At 65.9% G+C, this 18,315-nt stretch carries 18 protein-coding genes; all 18 read right to left on the minus strand.

All coding sequences use genetic code 11. The features are described 5' to 3' along the window. Positions 1-170: 170 nt before the first annotated feature. On the minus strand, positions 171-1,520 hold the full coding sequence (locus tag K9U15_RS00495; RefSeq protein WP_301155419.1) for an MFS transporter: 1,350 nt from the start codon (positions 1,518-1,520) through the stop codon (positions 171-173). Between the two features lie 346 nt (positions 1,521-1,866). After that, positions 1,867-2,427, minus strand: coding sequence for a hypothetical protein (locus K9U15_RS00500; protein ID WP_301155420.1), 561 nt, complete (start codon positions 2,425-2,427; stop codon positions 1,867-1,869). A gap of 30 nt (positions 2,428-2,457) precedes the next feature. Beyond that, complete coding sequence (locus K9U15_RS00505; protein WP_227115129.1) at positions 2,458-3,624, minus strand: DMT family transporter; 1,167 nt, start codon at positions 3,622-3,624, stop codon at positions 2,458-2,460. A 246-nt stretch (positions 3,625-3,870) separates the two neighbouring features. Next, positions 3,871-5,019, minus strand: a complete 1,149-nt coding sequence (locus tag K9U15_RS00510) for an N-dimethylarginine dimethylaminohydrolase (RefSeq protein WP_015540044.1) — start codon at positions 5,017-5,019, stop codon at positions 3,871-3,873. A gap of 132 nt (positions 5,020-5,151) precedes the next feature. Next, positions 5,152-5,535: a hypothetical protein gene (locus K9U15_RS00515; RefSeq protein ID WP_301155421.1), complete on the minus strand. Its 384-nt coding sequence runs from the start codon at positions 5,533-5,535 to the stop codon at positions 5,152-5,154. 170 nt (positions 5,536-5,705) lie between these two features. Further along, positions 5,706-6,503: an amino acid ABC transporter ATP-binding protein gene (locus K9U15_RS00520; protein ID WP_015540045.1), complete on the minus strand. Its 798-nt coding sequence runs from the start codon at positions 6,501-6,503 to the stop codon at positions 5,706-5,708. 13 nt (positions 6,504-6,516) lie between these two features. Further along, a complete protein-coding gene (locus K9U15_RS00525; protein WP_015540046.1) occupies positions 6,517-7,959 on the minus strand; it encodes an amino acid ABC transporter permease in 1,443 nt (480 codons plus the stop codon). 18 nt (positions 7,960-7,977) lie between these two features. Next, positions 7,978-8,793, minus strand: coding sequence for an ABC transporter substrate-binding protein (locus tag K9U15_RS00530; RefSeq protein WP_015540047.1), 816 nt, complete (start codon positions 8,791-8,793; stop codon positions 7,978-7,980). A gap of 208 nt (positions 8,794-9,001) precedes the next feature. Further along, positions 9,002-10,384 carry an SLC13 family permease gene (locus K9U15_RS00535; RefSeq protein ID WP_194073876.1) on the minus strand — a complete coding sequence of 461 codons (1,383 nt, stop codon included), beginning with the start codon at positions 10,382-10,384 and terminating at the stop codon, positions 9,002-9,004. 26 nt (positions 10,385-10,410) lie between these two features. Then, positions 10,411-10,608, minus strand: a complete 198-nt coding sequence (locus tag K9U15_RS00540) for an ROK family protein (RefSeq protein ID WP_096227658.1) — start codon at positions 10,606-10,608, stop codon at positions 10,411-10,413. 284 nt (positions 10,609-10,892) lie between these two features. Next, the gene (gene phnPP, locus K9U15_RS00545) at positions 10,893-11,684 is read right to left on the minus strand and encodes a phosphoribosyl 1,2-cyclic phosphate 1,2-diphosphodiesterase (protein ID WP_123673126.1); all 792 of its coding nucleotides are present in this window, start codon (positions 11,682-11,684) and stop codon (positions 10,893-10,895) included. Positions 11,685-11,982: 298 nt separating this feature from the next. Then, complete coding sequence (locus K9U15_RS00550; protein ID WP_096227656.1) at positions 11,983-12,681, minus strand: phosphonate C-P lyase system protein PhnL; 699 nt, start codon at positions 12,679-12,681, stop codon at positions 11,983-11,985. 1 nt (position 12,682) lies between these two features. Then, complete coding sequence (locus tag K9U15_RS00555) at positions 12,683-13,993, minus strand: alpha-D-ribose 1-methylphosphonate 5-triphosphate diphosphatase (protein WP_123673124.1); 1,311 nt, start codon at positions 13,991-13,993, stop codon at positions 12,683-12,685. A gap of 19 nt (positions 13,994-14,012) precedes the next feature. After that, on the minus strand, positions 14,013-14,873 hold the full coding sequence (locus tag K9U15_RS00560; protein ID WP_096227654.1) for an ATP-binding cassette domain-containing protein: 861 nt from the start codon (positions 14,871-14,873) through the stop codon (positions 14,013-14,015). Next, positions 14,866-15,756, minus strand: coding sequence for an alpha-D-ribose 1-methylphosphonate 5-phosphate C-P-lyase PhnJ (locus K9U15_RS00565; RefSeq protein WP_096227653.1), 891 nt, complete (start codon positions 15,754-15,756; stop codon positions 14,866-14,868). Before K9U15_RS00565 ends, K9U15_RS00560 begins: the two co-directional genes overlap by 8 nt. After that, positions 15,740-16,909: a carbon-phosphorus lyase complex subunit PhnI gene (locus K9U15_RS00570; protein ID WP_096227652.1), complete on the minus strand. Its 1,170-nt coding sequence runs from the start codon at positions 16,907-16,909 to the stop codon at positions 15,740-15,742. Before K9U15_RS00570 ends, K9U15_RS00565 begins: the two co-directional genes overlap by 17 nt. Next, entirely contained in the window at positions 16,910-17,737 is an 828-nt protein-coding gene (gene phnH / locus K9U15_RS00575) for a phosphonate C-P lyase system protein PhnH (protein ID WP_096227651.1), read from the minus strand. It lies immediately after the preceding gene. Next, positions 17,734-18,183 carry a phosphonate C-P lyase system protein PhnG gene (gene phnG, locus K9U15_RS00580; protein ID WP_227115130.1) on the minus strand — a complete coding sequence of 150 codons (450 nt, stop codon included), beginning with the start codon at positions 18,181-18,183 and terminating at the stop codon, positions 17,734-17,736. The genes phnH and phnG overlap by 4 nt, the downstream gene beginning before the upstream one ends. Positions 18,184-18,315: the final 132 nt, after the last annotated feature.

Consider the following 18,315-nt stretch of genomic DNA (forward strand, 5'->3'; position numbering starts at 1 on the left):
AACCCTCCAACCTGCTCCCTGCCGCTGTTGCAACCGCCCCATTATACGATGAAATACGCGCCGGTGCCGAGACGGCCCGCCGCCGCGGCCCGGACGGCCGCCGAAAGAAGGAGCCGCCCCAACGGAGCGGCTCCCGGCAGGCCTCGCAGCGCGCGGCGCACGCACCCCGCCTACACCTCGGACAAGTCCTTGCCCGTGTGCTCGTGCGACAGGATCATGGCCACCAGCGCCAGCGCGGCGATGAACACCATGTAGAACCCGGGCGCGATGTCGTTGCCCGTCATATCGATCAACCAGAACGAGATGAACGACGCCGAGCCGCCGAAGATGGCATTGGCCAGGTTGAAGCTCAACGCGAACCCGGAGTAGCGCACGTCGGTGGGGAACGTCTCGGTCAGGTAGCTGGACAGCGTGCCGTCGTTGATGGTGAGTATGAGGCACATGACCAGCTCGACCAGCAGGATGATCCAGAAGTTCTTCGTACCCAGCAGCATGAACGCCGGGATGGTGAGCACGATGAACCCGACGCAGGCGATGATGAGCATCTTCTTGCGGCCGAAGCGGTCGGAGATGCGGCCGGACACGAAGATGAACCCGATGTAGGCCACCAGCACGATAGTGGTGATGATGGATGCCGCGCTCGGATCGTAGTTCAGCGTGGTCTCGAGGTAGTTCGGCAGGTAGGTGAGCACCGCATAGAAGCCCACGGCGTTCAGCACGCAGGCGCCGAACGAGATGATGAGCACGCGCAGGTGCTTCTTGAACAGCGTGCGGATAGGATGCTTCACGCTGGAACCCTGCTGCTTCAGATGCTCCTGCATCTCCTCGTACACCGGAGAATCCTCAAGATGCGTTCGGATATAGTGCGTGATGTAGCCCAGCGGCAGCGCAAGCAAGAACGGGATGCGCCAGCCCCAGTCCACGACGAAGTCCGACGTGGCGCCCCAGGTGTTGAACATGAACGTGGCGAACAGCGAGCCCACGAGCAGGCCCGTGGCCGTGGATGCCGGCACCATGGAGCAGTAGAAGCCGCGGTGGTTCTTCGGCGCGTACTCCGCGATGAACGTGGCCGCGCCCGCGTACTCGCCGGCGGCCGAGAAGCTCTGCACGATGCGCAGCAACAACAGCAGCAGCGGCGCACCCACGCCGAGGATGGCGTAGCCGGGCAGGCACCCGATGAGGAACGTCGCCCCGCTCATCATGAGGATGGAGATGGACAGGGCCCACTTGCGGCCCTTCTTGTCGCCCATGTTCCCCCAGAAGATAGCGCCGATGGGGCGCACGAGGAACGAGAGCGCGAACACGGCAAACGTGCTCATGACCGCCACGAAGCGGTCCTCGCCCGGGAAGAACACGAGCGCGATGACCGTGGCCAGATAAGAGTAACTCGCGTAATCGAACCATTCGATAAAGTTGCCGAGGAAGGACGAGAACGTGACCTTTTTCAGGGTTTTATGCTGCTCTTCTTCCGAGAACGACCGGGGAGGAACAGCGTTGGCAGTACCGCTTTCAACATTCATGATAGTCCCCTAAGAAATGCGCGGCTTTGTGGAGCCGGGGACAAAACCGCTTGGCAAGCCTTCGCTTCATGTGGAGCCCTCCTGACAAAAATGGGGAGATACGCTTCCAGCAACCGTTATGATAACGCCAAAACTCGGCCTACCACCAAGATGTAACGTTTACCCGGCAGGCAGCGCTCCGCGACCGGGGTCTGGGAGAAGGCGCGGAACGCGCGGAAACCAGCTGGAGCAAGCGGCGGCAAGGGAAGATCGCAGCGAGAACCCCGACGCTGCGATGCCCGAGGCGCGGCGGCCGGCAGAACCGAGCCGCCGCGTTTTCAGAACCCCTGTCGTGCCCAGTCGGCTATCAGTAATCTTCGAGCAGGTCGACCTGCGCCTTGCTCGCACGCATGATGAAGTTGTGCTTGGCCCGTTGACCGCCCTGGGCCAGCTTGCGCAGGATGACGCGCTTCAGGCGCGGGTACTCGTTCATGCCGTACCAGGCGAACGCCGTGCCGCCCACGTAGCATTCCACGATGCTGTGCACGGGGGCGTTGGCATCGCGCTTGGCGTCGAGCTCCAGGTACTCGCGGATCTCGTCGGCGCATACGTCGCGGATAACGTCGGCGCTGATCTCCAGCTCGCGTGCAAGCTGCTTGAGCTGGTAGGTCACCTCGGCGTCATCGGCATGCGGGAAATACGTCACATCGTAGGTGACGGCCGCCACGCCCGACGCCTGGGCGAACCCGAGGAACGAGTCCAGCGCCATCATCTGCACATGCTCTTCCGTGCGTTCTGCAATGTCCAGCTCGGCGGGGAAGCCCTTGAGGCCGACCGCCTCGAACGCCTCTTTGAGTTGCTCCTCCGTCAGGGCAGGCTCGAACTCGACCTCGGTGGCGATGTGGGTCAGATTGGTCGTGATCTTCATATTGACACACCGTTCCTTTCTTCGCTCGGCCTACTGCAGGTGCTCGTCTTCCTCGGCCTTTTCCAAGCGGGCAGCCAGGTTCTCGCTGATCTCCTCCTGCTGCTTCTGCTTGCGACCGACGATCATGCCCCGGATGGAAGGCACAGCGCCGCCGCCGATGATGAGCAGGCCACCGATGATGGTGTTGATGGTGAGCGCCTCGCCGAACACCACGAGGCCCACGAAGATGGCGACGGGCACCTCCCAGTACGCGATGGTGCCATAGTCCGCGGCAGGCAGGTTACGGCCGGCAACCAGCAGGAAGCCGAGCGCGATGGGACCGCAGATGATCCACAGGAGCACGGCGCCAATCCAGTTGAACGGCGTGAAGTGGATGTTGAGCGCCCAGTTGGCCATGCTCGGGTCGATGCTGCCCAGCGAGTTCAGCACGATGGTGATGGAGCCGGCGCCGATGACGGCGAAGATGAAGTTCCACACGCCGCGCGCCGTGGTGTCGGCGTCCTTGCGGTAGCCGTTGAAGAACATCGAGGCGCCATAGAAGAAGCCAGAGGCCAGGCCGAACGCGTCGCCGATGCCCTTCTGCGGGAACTCCGGCGTGGACGGCACGAGGTTGAAGTCCACGAAGAAGCCGTTGTCGCCGAAGCCCATAAGGTTGTTGCCGAACAGCATGCCGATGAACACCGCGCCCAGGCAAATCCACTGGAGCTTAGACATGGGCTCCTTGCGGAAGATACGCGCGAGCAATACGCACACGACGGGGCCTATGTAGATGAACAGAACCGCATTCGACACGGTGGTGAGCAGCGTGGACGTGACGTAGCACGCCAGCGACATGCCGATCATGAGGCCGCCGAGCGCGATAGCCGGCGTGAGCTTGAGCTTCTTGAACACATGCACCTTGTGCGTGGCAAGAAGCAGGACGACGAAGAAGAGGACGCCCATGCCCATGCGTCCCACGGCCATGAGGGCGCCGATGGAATCGCCGGCGTTCAGGCCCGCCGCCCCGTTGAACATGTCGGTGCGCGTGGCCCAGCGGCTGAACAGCGGCACGAGGCCCATGCCGGTCGCCGAGATGAGCATGGCGATGGTGCCGAAGCCCACCCTCATCTGGTAGCTGCCGGAGCCGTCCTTGCCGTTGCCGAGCTCGGGCTTGTCACCCAGATCCGGCGTGTTGGTGGTTTTGTTGGTATCTGCCATTGGTCCTCCTTAAAACCAGTAGCAAGAAAAAGGAAATCCCCTTTGCCAGCCGCAAATCGGGCCCTGTGAGGCCGAATGGGTATACGGGTACCTAGTCGGCCTCACAGGGCCGAATCGTGCATGCGGTGGTATAGGTTGAAGAGCAGGAAAGGGGATCTGGAGCGATAAACCCTGCCAGATCCCCTTTCTTCTGTTAATCGACGCTTGCTTTCAGCAAGTGGCTTGTTGTGCTAGGCGGCTAAGCGACTAGTCGTTCCACATCTCCGGGCGCACCAGGGTGGGATCCTTGACGCGGTTCGGGAAGTAGTCGAGGCAGTCGCCCTCGCGGTAGACGTCAGCCGTGGAGCAGTGCAGGCCGCCGCCGAACGGATAGGCGTCGCGCAGGTCGCAGGGGATGACGTTCATGCCGAGCTTGTCCATCTGCTCCTGCTGGTGAACCTCGGAAGCCTCCACGATGACCGTCTTCGGGTCGAGCACGAGGCAGTTCATGGACAGCCAGACGGAGCTGTAGCACAGCGCCGGCGGCTCGTCGTGGGCCGGCTGGGCGGCTTCGACGATCTGCCAATCGTTGGCCTCGAAGATGGCGCGCTGCTCTTCGGGGAGCTTGCGGTGCGGGTTGTTGATGATCAGGCCCGGACGCAGCGGCACGAAGGTGGCGTCGATGTGGATCGGGTACGGGTCGCCGGGGAAGTTCACGGCGTGCACGCGGTACTCGGGGTAGTAGCGCTGGAACCAGTCCATGGCCGTGCGGTTCGTGGTCAGGCCGTGCTGGATGAACAGGTCCTTGCCCATGCGCATCACGTCGGCGGCATCCCACATCGGCTCGACCTCGGTGGTCACGAAGTCCTTGTTGGCCGTGCGGACGAGGCGCTCTTCCAGCGTGATCTTCTCGTCGTAGTAGTTGTGCTTGTAGGAGGCGTCCGTCAGGCGGGGACGGGGAGCCTGGGTCCACAGGAAGTCGGGATCCTCGTCGAAGTACTGCTTCATGAGGGGCCAGTAGGCCAGGTACTCGAAGTAGCGGCAGCGGAAGGAGTTCGCGGAGGCCATGATCTCGTTGCCGACGGTGAGCAGGATGTCACGCGGAGGCATGCAGGTCATCATGGAGTCGTTGCGGAAGTCCGGCGTGCCGATGGCCTGGTTCCACTGCAGCGGGGTGGGACGGTCGACGACGACACCGCGGTCCTCGAGGATCTTCACGAGGTTCTCGAGGCACTCGTTGCCACGCTCGACGGTGGCGAGGGGACGCAGGCCCCACATGCCGCGCATCTCGGAGTCGACAGGCACCTTCTCGGAAGTCGCGGGCTCCTCGGGGGGGATCATCGAGTTGTCGCAACGACCGACGATAACGCGCTTCAGCGGATCCCAGTCGTTCCAAGAATTGACTATCTTCGCCATGACAGTCTCCTTTCTGTGGCAGCGCTCTTCGCTACCGTTGGGTGGCACACTACATACTACTGCAGCTTGCTGGTTTTTGCGCTGCAACTCAGAGTGCTGGGAGACTGGTGGTTCATGACGCTCCCGGTTTTCCTACCGTCGCATGCTTACCAGATTTGCCGTTGAGGAAGTTATACCATCTTTTTTGTTCACCTGCAACACAAATTTTCGAATGATTTTTAACAAAAAAACAATGATCTTGTTCATATGCACAAAAATATTACGGTTTGGTGAAGCTTTGCGCGAAACGAGATCATGACCATATTGGATATTCTTCTTCTTTGTTTCCATAGTTCTGCATAAAAAGGAATCAAATCGTAACCTCATGCAGGGGAGCTGCCCGCGGTTGCCGTAGGAAAAACGGCGGCGTTTTGCACAAAACGAGGGGATCCGAAGAATCGCCGGGATAGAGGGGGCGGGAAAAAACACATCTTGCCGCTCATCGGCCCACCTGCAAACGTCCACCGCCGCTTCCATTCAGTCGGCCGCGCTGCTCTTCCATTCAGCCGGCAGGGACCACGCGTGCAGGGGAGGCCGTCCGGCGCATGTGGTCAACCTCGGAGGTTTCTCCATGCGCCGGACGGCTCCCCCGATACGCATGCCCCCAGCCGGCTCTATGCGGGCGACACGCCTTCGGCCGGCTGATCCTACGAGATATGGCCCAGGAAGTCCTTCGTGCGGTCGGACGTCGGATGGTCGAACACCTCTTCGGGGGTGCCCTGCTCCACGATGTGGCCGCCGTCCATGAAGATGACGCGGTCGGCTACGTCGCGGGCGAAGCCCATCTCGTGCGTCACCACGATCATGGTCATGCCGCCGCGGGCGAGCTCCTTCATCACGCTCAGCACGTCGCGCACGAGCTCGGGGTCGAGCGCGCTCGTGGCCTCGTCGAACAGCATGACGTGCGGGTCCATGGCGAGCGCGCGGGCGATGGCCACGCGCTGCTGCTGGCCGCCGGAGAGCTCGGAGGGCCGGTAGTCTATACGCTCGCCCAGGCCCACCTTCTCCAGCTGCTCCTCGGCGATGCGCGCGGCCTCCTCCTTGTTGCGGTGCAGCACCTTCTGCTGCGCCAGCATAACGTTCTTCTTGGCCGTGAGGTGTGGGAACAGGTTGAAGTTCTGGAACACCATGCCCACCTTGGCACGCACCTTGTTGATGTCGGTCTTCTTCGCGGTGATCTCGGTGTCCTCGAAGAAGATGCGGCCGCCCGTGGGCTTCTCCAGCAGGTTCACGCAGCGCAGCAGCGTGGACTTGCCCGAGCCGGACGGGCCCAGGATCACCACTACCTCGCCGCGGCGCACGTCGAGGTCGATACCGCGCAGCACCTCGTTGTCGCCGAACGTCTTGCGCAGGTCCTCGATGCGGATGACCGTCTCGTCCGCAGCGTCCGCGCCGGCGATGTCTGCCGCCCCGATACCCGCCGCGCCGTTGTTCGCTTCGCTCATGATCCGCACCTCCTTAATGGCTGATATGGTTGCCGTTGCGCTTCGCATCCTCGTAGATGCGCGTTGCCGCGTCGGTCTGCGAGGCGGGCCCGGCGAACGTCTCGGACAGGCGGATGCTGCGCGCCACGCCGGCGTCGGAATCAGGCACCACCGAGGCGGCCGACGTGATGCTGCGGTCGGCGGGGCCCTTCTTATGCTTGCGGCGCCCGTTGGACATGCGCGCTTCCATGGTGTTGATGAGCTTCGTGAGCGGAATGGTGACGATGAGGTAGAACCCGGCGGCCACGATATAGGGCGTCACGTTGCCCGTGGCGGCCGTGATGGTCTTCGCGTACATCATGAGCTCGGTCACGCCCACGGCGGCCAGGAGCGAGGTGTCCTTGTACATGAGGATGAACTCGCTGGTCATAGTGGGAATCACACGCCGTACCGTCTGCGGGATGATAACGAAGAACATGGTCTGCGCACCGTTCATGCCCAGCGACCGCGCCGCCTCGAACTGCCCTTGGCTGATGGACTGGATGCCCGCGCGGAATATCTCGGCCAGGTACGCGCTGGAGTTCATGACCAGCACGATGGCGCCCATGGTGAAGTTGTCCATCTGCACGCCCATGAGCGGCAGGCCGAAGAACGCGATGTAGAGCTGCAGGAACAGCGGCGTTCCGCGCACGATGTTGATGTACGTGGCGCCGATGGCGCGCGGAAGGCGGTGCTTCGCCATGCGTAAAAACGACAGCAGAAGGCCCAGGGGGATGGCCAGCGGGAAGCTCACCACCACCACGCCGATCGACACGAGCCAGCCGGCGAACAGCGCCGGCACGGACGTGACGATGATGGCCGGGTCGAAGAACAGGTGCAGGAACTTGTTGGAGTTCCACGCCTTCACCCAGTCCTGCTGGTTGAGCCAGCTGGACAGCTGCTCGGCGGGCGAGGTGCCCGTCACGTTGATGACCTGGTCCGTGGCCGGCATGTCGTGGCGCTGCCCGTCGGCCGTGGTGTAACTGCCCGCCAGGCCGAACGACCCGCCGCCGCCCGGCAGGAGCGTGCGGTTGCACTCCACCATGACGAGCGCACCGGCCGGCGCAGGCTCGGCGAGCGTCACCGTGACGTCGTTGCCGTCCACGACGGCCTCGGACGCCGCATCCAGGCGATCGAGCCCCACGAGCACGGTGGTCTTCACGTTCTCGGCCCCGACGGTGGTGCCCTCGGGCATCTCGATGGTCACGGAGGCAAGGGACTCGTCCTCCGCCGTCTGGCCCTGCCACGTGACGCGCGTCGCCGTGGCTCCCAGAACCGTGGTGTTGTCGCCGTCCTTGTTCGGCTTGGCGGTCCAGCGCTCCACGTCGAGCGCGTGCGCTTGGACCGGCAAGACGAACGAGACCGCCAGCGCCGCGGCGAAGAGAACCGCCGCGGCGCCTGCGAGGTGTTTCCGCGCAAATGCGAATGCGATCTGCATGCTCACCCTATCTGTGCGTTACTGCAACCACTTGGCGGCAAGCTCGTCGTACTTCCCGTTCTCGCGCACGGCCTTGAGCGCCGTGTTGAGCGCCTTGGTCAGCTCGGGGCTGTCCTTGCTCACCGCGATGGCGTACTGCTCGCCCGTGGGGATCTCCTTGATGACCTGGCAGTCGGTGTAGGCCGTCTTCACGTAGTAGTTCGCCACCGGCAGGTCCACCGCAATGGCGTCGATCTGGCCGGACTGCAGCGCCAGGAACACGGCGGTCATCTCGTCGAAGCCCACCATCTCCACGTCCTTGATGTTCTCGGCAGCCCACTCGTAGCCCGTGGTGCCGGTCTGGGCGCCCACCTTCTTGCCCTCGAGCTGCGCCACGTCGGTGACGCCCGAATCCTTGAGCACGGTGATGCTCTGGTTCACGTCGCACACGGCGTCGGTGAAGTCGACCTGGTCCAGGCGCTCGTCGGTGATGGTGATGCCCGAAACACCCACATCGGCCTTGCCGCCGGTCTGGATGAGCGGAACGATGGTGTCGAACTTCGTGGACGGCAGGTAGTTGATCTCCAGGCCCATCTCCTCGGCCAGAAGGCCCATGAGCTCCACCTCGAAGCCCTCGGGCGTGTCGCCGTTCAGGTTCTCGAACGGCGGGAAGTCGAGCGAAGCCGCCACCGTCAGCTTGCCGTCGTTCACCAGCGTGTAGCCGGACTCGTTGCCGGCCGCCTTGTCGTCCTTCGCGCCGGAGTCCTGCCCGTCGCCCGACGAGCAGCCGAACAGCGCGAGCGACGCCGCGAGGGCGCCGGTTGCAACGAGCGCAACCATTTTCTTGATGTTCATTGGTCTCTCCCCTTTCCTCTGCATCTCGCTTTCACGTCATGAAGTATGATGCAGTCGCACTACTATAAAGCGCCAGCCCTCTCTTTTCAAACAGTTATCCGTCGCCGAACGACGTTTTCGATGAATGGGCCCCCGCGAACGGGGCGTTTTGGCATGTGTACGGTTTAGCACACTAAAGCGGTGGAGTGGAAACCCGTCCGGCACGCCCCTACACGAAGGGCGCGCACACGAACAGGAGCACGGCGAGAAAGGCCGCGTTGTACGCGGTGAAGCGGGCGAGGTAGGCACCGGGCGTGACGCGGGAGAGCGCAGGGCGGCCGGGGAAGCCGCGGCGGACGATGCGGTACTCGTTGAACGTGATGAGACTGGCAAGCGATGCCACGAGCGTGCCGGCGCCACCGATGTTCACGCCCACGAGCAGCGCCGCGTAGCCGTCGGCGAAGTGCGACAGCAGCACGGCGGCAGGAACGTTGCTGATCACCTGGCTGGCGCCTGCAGCCACGAGCAGCGCGTTCTCGTGCATCCAGAACGAGAAGAAGCCCTCCACGGCCGGGATGCGCGCCATGTTGCCGGCGAACACGAAGAAGCAGGCGAACGTGAGCAGCAGCCCCCAATCCACCGTCCTCAGCGCCCGCCGGTCGAGCGCGCCGAGCGCGACCACGACGGCGCCCACCGCAACCGGATAGGGCACGATCCGGAACACCGACGCGATGACCAGCGCCATCAGTGCCGCATAAGCGAGCGCTCGCGGCCGGCGCGCCGAGACGATGCGCGGGGCGGCGGTATCGGCATCTTTCCCCTGTTCGGAGGCGGATGTTTCACGTGAAACATCCGTTCGTTCGAGGGGCTCGCCAGATGCGGAGGATGCCGCCTGCTGCCGGCCCTCATCTGCAAGCGAGCTTTCCGTTGCTCGTTCCTCCGCTGACCGATTCTTCCCAACGCGCTTTTCTTCCGCTCGTTTTTTCGTCACGCCTTTTTCTGCTGCCTCTTTTTCCGATGCTCGTTTTTTCGTTGCTTTCGGGGGCTCTGGCTTGGCGAACAAGACGCAGCAGAGGGCGATGAGCACGACCGAGACCGCGAAGGGCAGCGCCATGCTGGAGAGGAAATCACCCAGCGGGATGGAGAAGCGCTCGTACAGGTAGAGGTTCTGCGGATTGCCGAACGGCAGGATCATGCCGCCGAGGTTCGCCGCCAGGTTCTGCATGATGAACGCGAAGGGCAGGGAGCGCTCCCATCCGGCTTTGAGCAGCGTGGCGGCCGAGAGGGGCAGCATCATGATGAGCGCCAGGTCGTTCGTGGCGAACATCGAAAGCACGAGCGTGGACCCCACGAGCGCTGCCACGGCCGACCGGCAGGTGAAGAAGCGCGCTACGATGAGGCGCGCCGCATGCTCGAACAGGCCGATGCCGCGCAGCGCACCCACGACGGCGAGGATCCCGAACAGGCAGGCGAGCGTCTTCACGTCGAAATAGCCGAGATACGCTTCGTCGGGCGGGACGAAGGCCACAGTTGCCAAGGCGGCTAAGGCCGACACGACAAGCACCGTGCGCTCGCGCGCGAACCGGGCGATCCGCGAGGTAAGCGGGCGCATGGAAGCGCTCCCGCATCGGGCATTCGTCATTTCAGGCGCTCCCCTGTGCCGAAGCCCTCGCCGTGCGCGAGTAGGTCGAGCGCGCGGGTGCCCAGCAACTCGCCGCCGAGGTCGAACGCCGCGACCTTCGTATGCGTGCCGCCCACGTCCACGCCGAGAACGACGGGATCATCGGGAAGGCAGCCGACAGGTCCGTCGATCCGGGTGCGCTGCGCGATATGCAAGGTCTGCTTTTCCATAGCTGGTAAGTGTAGCGCGAACAGCAGGCATGGGCCACGGACGGCGATTCAACTTCTCGCCGAAAGACAGCTTTCCGATAAGCCGGCTCCGGATGGCGACCCCGCTTCGTCGGCGTGTGCATCAAGCCATTCAGCCTGCTCCGCATCCGCGCCGCTAAGCACGCGTCATCGGCATGCCGGAACGGCAGAGGGAAGCGAGCTCACACCGGCAAAGCCCGACGGCGGCGGCCGCCAACATCGAGGCATTTTGACGGCAGGGGGATTCGCGGTCAGGCTTGGGGAATGCGGTAGCCCACGTGCGGGATGGAGCCGAAGCGGCCGTGGTAGTCGGAGCCGCCGGTGCAGGCGAGGGCGTAGCGTTCGGCCAGCTGGGCGCAGCGGTCGTGGTCGGCGGGCGTGTGGTCGGGGTGGTGCTGCTCGATGCCGGCGAGGCCGAGGGGGACGAGCTCGGGGACGAGGTCGTAGCTGTCCAGCTGGCCGGGATGCGCGAGCACGGGCAGGCCGCCGTCCTCCGCAATGGCACGCACGGCGTCGCGGACGTCCACGTAGGCGATGTCGCGGTCGCAGATGCCGCCGTCCTTGAACAGGCTGCGGTAGAGCGCGCGGTAGGCGGCGCTCGGGTGCGGCTCGCCGGTGAGCGCGGCCATGAGGTGCTGCTTGTACAGGCAGGTGGAGGCGCGGCCGAGGGCGAGGGCGCGCTCGACGTCGACGGGGAGGCCGGCTTCCACCATGCGGTCGAGCTGCCAGAGCGAGTTCTGGTTGCGGCGCTCGAGCAGCGGGCCGCAGAGGGCGGCGAGCGCGGGCGCGTCCTCGTACAGGCCGAGGCCCAGCACGTGCACCTTGCGGCCGCGCTGGAAGTCGTAGGCGCTCACCTCGATGCCGCCCGTGACCTGGACGCCGTAGCGCGCGCCGAGGGCCGCAGCCCCGTCCAGGCCGCACGTGGTGTCGTGGTTCGTGAACGCGATGCGCCCGATGCCGCGCTCGCGCGCCTGGGCGAGCACCTCCTCGAAGGTGTCCGAGCCGTCCGACATGGTGGTGTGCACGTGGAGGTCGGCTTTCATGCCGTCACCCCTTCCCTGCCGAGCCCGCGCGCACGAGAAACCTTCAGTCGTGGCAGAAAACGACGATAGTTGATCATCGCCTCGGAGTCGGCTCGTTCATAGCGATTCTCGCCACGCTTATGACCAGGTGAAATGCAGGGACGCGTATTCTCTGCCGACACCTTGGCCCGATTCGGCGCTTCCGAATGATCAACTACCGTCAAAAACTGCCACGTAACCGGAGTTCGCCTGCGCGCTGCGTGGAGAGCCGGGCCGTGCGCGGCCGCCGTCGCGATTCGTCCTTGCTCCCGCCCGTTCCTCACGCCATCATCCCTTCCTGCATGTTGAACTCATGATCGCACAAGCCGTCCATGAATTCGAGGTCGTGGAAGATGCCGAGCATGGTGGTGCCCTCGGCCTTGAGCTGCTCGATGAGGGTGCGCACCTTGAGCTTCGACGCGTTGTCGAGCGAGGCGGTGGGCTCGTCCAGGAGCAGCAGGCGCGGGCGCTTGATCATGGCGGCGGCGATGTTGAGGCGCAGCTTCTCGCCGCCGGAGAAGGTGCGCGGGTAGAGCTCCCACAGGCTCTCGTCCAGGTCGAAGTGGCGCAGCATGCGCTCGGTCTCCTGCTCGGCGCGGGCGCGCTCGTCGGCGCCGTAGGCTTCGAGCGCGCTCTTCAGCACGATGTCACGGGCCGTTTGGCGCGGCAGCGCGTTGAGGAACTGGGACACGTAGCCCAGCTCGAAGGCGCGCAGGTAGAGCATCTGGCGCTGCGTGGCCTGCGCGAGGTCGACGAGGCCGAAGCGGGCGGAATCGTACAGGATGCGCCCCTGCTCGGGCAGGTTCGTGCGCCAGATGCAGCGCAGGATGGTGGACTTGCCGCTGCCGCTGCGCCCGGTGATGCCCACGAACTGCCCCGGCTCAATGGCGAAGCTCACGTGCTGGCACCCTTGGATGCGCCGGTCCACGCGATGCAGCAGGAAGGACTTCGAGAGGTCATCGATTTCCAGGAGCGCCATGTCACACCGCCTCGGAGGCGAGGGCGCGCCCGACCTGCACGTGCTCGCCCAGGTCGCGGGCGTAGCCGAGAGGCTGGTCGGGGTAATGCGAGCGGAACACGGAGCGGCCTCCCACGAACGCGCGCGTGACCACGGGCATCGTGCGCGTGCCGGCCTCGCCGCAGGCGATCTCGCGCACGAGCAGCACGTCGGCGCGCTTGCCCACCGCGAGCGATCCCACCTCGTCGGCGATGCCGGCGGCCTTCGCCGGGTTCGCGGACACGAGCGCGAAGGCCCGCGCGATGTCGAGCCCGCACTCGTCGCGCAGCGCGAACACGGCGTCGAGCAGCGCCGCCGGGTAGTAGTCGCTGCACAGCACGTCGATGGCGCCGGCCGCAACAGCCTCGCGCGCGCTCAGGTTGCCGGAGTGGCTGTGGCCCAGCATCACGTTCGGCGCGCCGGCCACCGTGTGCAGGCCGCGGGCGCGCGCCTCGCGGGCCACGTCGAGCGAGATGGGGAACTCGGAGATGGAGGCCTCCAGGCCGTCCATGAACGCGAGCTTCTCCGCGCTGTCGTCGTCGTGCGACGCGATGGAGATGCCGCGCTCGCACGCGATGGACGCCAGGGCCGCGATCTGCGCGTACGTCATCTTGCTGCTCTCCTGCTGCTGGCGGATGATGTCGCGCACCTCGTCGTCGGTGACGTCGCGGTAGCCCTTGAGCGTGTCGCCGAACAGCAGGAGGTCGCGGTACTGGCCCTGGCCGGGCGTGTGGTCCATGAACGACACGAGGTCCACCTTGCCGGAGCGCAGGAACGCCTCGATGTCGTCGTAGAGGTCGACCGAGTCCAGCTCCACGCGCATGTGCAGGCGGTGGCGGATGAGGTGGTCGCGCTCCTCGCCCGCGCGCAGGCCGGCCACACGGTCGATGAGCGCGCTCACGTTGCCGAAGTCGCGGATGGGCTTGTGGTCGAAGATGTGCGCGCCGTACACCGACAGGGAGTGGAAGATGGTGGTGATGCCGTGCGACACGAGCTCGCGGTCGGCCTTGTACAGCGACGTGTTCAGGTCCATGACCACGCTCGGACGCGGCGAGGCGACGTTCTCCACGTAGTCCGAGTGGATGTCGATGAGGCCGGGCGCCACGAACGCGCCGCGCGCGTCCACGATGGGCAGCACGCCCACGGTGGCGTCGGGCTGCGCGTCGAAGTCGGACGCGCCGGCGGGCTCGATGGCCGCGATGCGCCCGTCGATGACCACGACGTCGTGGTCGGGAAGCACCCGGTCGGCGCACACCACCGTGCCGCCGCGGATGATGCAGGAGTTGTCGTTCATGGGATGAGTCCTTTCGGGACTACAGAAGCGAATAGACGAGCTGCTGGGTGTAGGCGTGCTGCGGGTCTTCCAATATCTGGTCGGTCAGGCCGCTTTCGATGACGCGGCCGTCCAGCATGACGAGCGTGCGGTCGGCCAGCATGCGGATGACGCCCAAATCGTGGCTGACCACGAGCATGCTGACGTTGAAGTCGCGACGGATCTGCTGGATGAGGTCGAGCACGGCGGCCTGCACGGACAGGTCGAGCCCCGTGGTCACCTCGTCGAGCAGGAGGATGGGCGGGTTGTTCGACAGCGCCTTGGCGATCTGCACGCGCTGCTGCATGCCGCCGGAGAAGTTGCGCGGCGGCTCGGCGGCGCGCGAGAGCGGGATGTTCACGCGCTCGAGCAGCTCCTTGCCGCGATCGCGCATGGCGCCCACGTGGCGGTTGCCGGCGGCGATCATCTGCTCCGCGATGTTCGACAGGCTGGAGAAATCCATGCGCAGCCCCAGGTAGGGGTTCTGGTACACCATGCCGAACACCGTGTTTCGGATGGCGCGCTGATGCTGGGACGACCGTTCCAGCAGGTTCGCCGCGCCGCCGTCGAACGGGCGGGCGCGCACGTCTCCTTCCGTGGCCTCCTCGTCGAAGAACAGGCACTTCATGAGCGACGACTTCCCGCTGCCCGACTCGCCGACGATGCCGACGATCTCGCCCGGGAACACGTCGAGGCTCACATCGCGCACGGCGTGCACCGTGCCGCACCGCGGGCACACGTTGCGCTCGAGCTGCGCGACCGCGCCGAGGCAGTGCGGGCATCCCACCCCGAAGCGCTTCGACAGGTGCCGCACCGACAGGCACGGCTCCTCGTCGACGCCGAATCGTTGCGCATCAAGCATGGGGAGCTCCTTCCTCGCGTCGCTGCGCGCGATGTCCCACATGGGGACTGTCCCCATTTGGGACACGCGCGCACCATGAGGTGTCGTTGCATTGGTAGTACGTTTCGCCGGTGGCTTCGTCGACGAGCTCGTCGAGGTAGACGCCCGTCGCGCCGCAACGGCGGCAGCGCTTCCCGTCGAAGCGCTCCACCGCGAAGGGGTAGTCCTCGAAGTCGAGGGGGACGACGTCGGTGAAGGGCGGCACGGCGTAGATCTTCTTCTCGCGGCCGGCTCCTAACAGCGTGAGGTGCCGCGCCTGGTTAAGCTTCAGGTTATCGAAGCGCGGGATGGGCGACGGGGCCATCACGTAGCGGCCGAACACCTGCACGGGATGGTCGGCGCCGGTCGTGGTAGCGTCGTACCGCACGATCTGGTCGAACAGCTCGAGCCATGCGCCGGTGTAGTCGGCTTCGGCATGGAGGCGCTTGGTGGCGGCCTCGCTGGGCTCGAAGCTGCGCAGCGGCTCGGGCGTGGGCACTTGCAGCACGAGGATCTGGCCCTCGTCGAGCGGATGCTCGGGAATACGGTGGCGCGACTGGATGAGCGTGGCCGATTCCGTGTCGTCAGTCACCTCCACGTCGGTGGTGTCAACGACGAGCTTCTTGATGTTAACGGCGTTCACGCTGTCGTCGGAGCCTTGGTCGATCACCTTGAGCGTGTCATCGGGACCGATGATGGCCAGCGTGATCTGCAGGCCGCCCGTGCCCCAGCCGCGGCCGATGGGCATCTCGCGCGAGGCGAAGGGCACCTGATAGCCGGGGATGGACACGCCCTTGATGAGAGCGCGGCGGATCTCGCGCTTCGACGCCTCGTCGAAGAACGCGTAGTTATAGCGCTGCTGCATCGGTCGCCTCCTTCGCTTCCAGTGCCGCGATGGCGGCCTGGTCGGCGGCTTGGTCGTCGTCGGGAGCCGCGTCGCCGCGCGTGCCGCGCACGCTGGACAGCTTCGACTGGAACGTCACGTAGTGCGGCAGCTTGAGGTGCGAGATGAAGCCCGTGGCCTCCACGCCGTCCACGTGGTAGAGCACGAACTCCTCGTCTTCCGTTGGGTAGCGCGCGTCGCCATGCTCGAGGCAGTGGTCGAGCACGCTCATGGCAATGGCCTTCGTCTCGGCGCGGCCGATCACGCACCCGTAGCCGATGTCGAGCGCGAGGCCGTCCTCGCCTTCGCCCTCGAACACGCTCTCCACCTCGGTCACGGGGAGCGAGCCCAGGTAGTAGGCGTCGTCCGGCCCGCCCGCCTCGAGCGGATCGTCCACGGCCACCGCCACGCGGCCCTGCCGCAGCTCGCCCACCGTGGGATGCGCCGGGCCGAACCCGCGAATGGCGGCATAGCCCAGCGCCTCCACCGCTTGCGTCATGCCGCGCGCGAGCGTCTGCAAGCGCACGGAGCGCGGCGCGGGAAAAGCGAGCGGCACCATGGTGGCATCCACGGGCGGGGCCTCGTCGGCAGGCACGCGCGCAACGAGCCCCTCGGTGCGCAGGTAGTCGAGCACGCGAGGAAGGGTTGCGGGGGACTCGGGGGCGTCGCCGACGGCTTCCTCGAAGTGGCGGGCCAGCGCGGCGCGCTTCCCGGCCAGCTCCTCGGCACCTTCCGTTTCCAGATCGAACGCGAGCAAACGGTGGCTGTAGTCGCGCGTGGCGCCGAGCACCTGGCCGCCGGGCACGTCCTTGAAGGCGGCCGACACGCGGCGAGCGACGCGCATGGCTCCGGTGTCCACCGGACGCGAGACATAGGGGCGCTCCAGCGTGGAGCGGAACGCGCGCAGCAGGAACACGGCCTCGTCGGGCGAGCCCTGCGCCTGCTTGAGCGCGAGCGCCGCCAGGCGCGGGGCGTACAGCGATGCCTCGCCCATCACCTGGTCCACCAGCTCGGGGAACGTGCCCTCGATCTCGTCGGTTCCCCAGGCGGACGACGCGCTCACGCGCTCGTACTCCAGCAGCTTGAGGCTCTCCTCGATGGCCTTCCCGCCACCGCGGACGGCTACGTAGCCCATCTAGCGCACCTCCTTCGCGGCGGACGCGCAGCCCACGGCAGACGCGGCGGATACGGAGAAAGCGCGGTCCTCGGCGGAAGCGGAGGACGCGCCGCCTGCGACCGAAGCGCCGGTCTCCACGGCCTCGCCGGGCGCAGCCTCGGAATGTTTCACGTGAAACATTTGTTCCCTTGTCGCACCACCTTGTGCCGATTGTTTCACGTCAAGCAACGTCGCGCGGGAGCTGCGCGGCACGGCAACCACGCGGCCGTCCGGATCCACCAGCACGATCTCGATGCCGCAGGGGAACTCGTCGCCCCGCGCGTCGCGGGCACGCAGCCAGTCGGCGCGGTCGACGGCGAAGCGGTTCTCGCGCTCCACGCCCGGGCCGCGCAGCGCCACCACATGGACGGCCGGCTCGGCCACCTGGCCGTCCTCGGGCACCTCGGCCAGACGGGCGCAGCCCATGAGCACGGTCGCGCCCTTCTCGGGCGAGGTCAGCGTGCCGCGGCACGCTTCGGCCACCGCCTCGCGTGCCGTCTGCGCGTCGGCACGGGCGGGAACCACCACGAAGTCGGCATCGCGCAGGGGCGCGCGGCGCGCATGCGTCTCGCTCGTCAGGTAGGCGGTCGTCGCGTCCGTCTCGGAATCGGCAACGCAGAACGTCACCGCCTGATCCACGAACAGCCGCGTGGCCGCCTCGAGCGCGGCGTCGAGCGCGGCCGGACGCGCCGGGTTGCCGGGCGCCAGCTCGATGCTCTGCACGGTGCCGGGCCGTGCGAACGCGTCGAGCACGCTTCGGAACGCCCGCTGCGCCCGGTGCAGCTCGGCATCTTCCCTTATCATCATGCTTCCACCTTCATAGTCGAAAAGTCCACCTTCGTCGTGGCGACGCGGCGCGCCTCGGCCGCCTCGCGGGCCTCGATGCGCGCGAGCTCCTGCCGCAGCCGCCCGTCCCAGCGCTCCGCGCGCGGCGCACCTGCCTCGCCCGCGAACGCCGCGTCCACCACGGCCAGCTCGTAGGCGCGGCAGCGATCGCTGCCCAGCACGAGCCCCAGTCCCACGGACGGGCCCACGCGCACCCGGCACGACGTCATGAGCGCCTCGCCCAGGTAGAACAGGCCGCCCTGCGCCGTCTCGCGCACCTGCACCATCACCAGCTCCTCGCGCGGCGCATCGAGCTCCTCGAGCGCCTCCGCGCCCAGCTCGCCTTCCACCTCCCGCACAATCTCCCGCGCCAGCGACGGATCCCCGTCCACCAACGCCCGCGTTCTCTCGTATCGCTTCAAACTCACAACAATCCTTTCCGTCCGTCTCAAAACCGACTTCTCTTTCCCCAACGACAAGAGAACCGTCCCCCTGTCACGGTCTCCCCCTGTCACGGTCTCCCCCTGTCACGTCCCCCTGTCATCCACAGTCCCCTCATA

It is taken from the genome of Gordonibacter sp. RACS_AR68, assembly GCF_030418485.1.
Lineage (GTDB): Bacteria > Actinomycetota > Coriobacteriia > Coriobacteriales > Eggerthellaceae > Gordonibacter > Gordonibacter urolithinfaciens.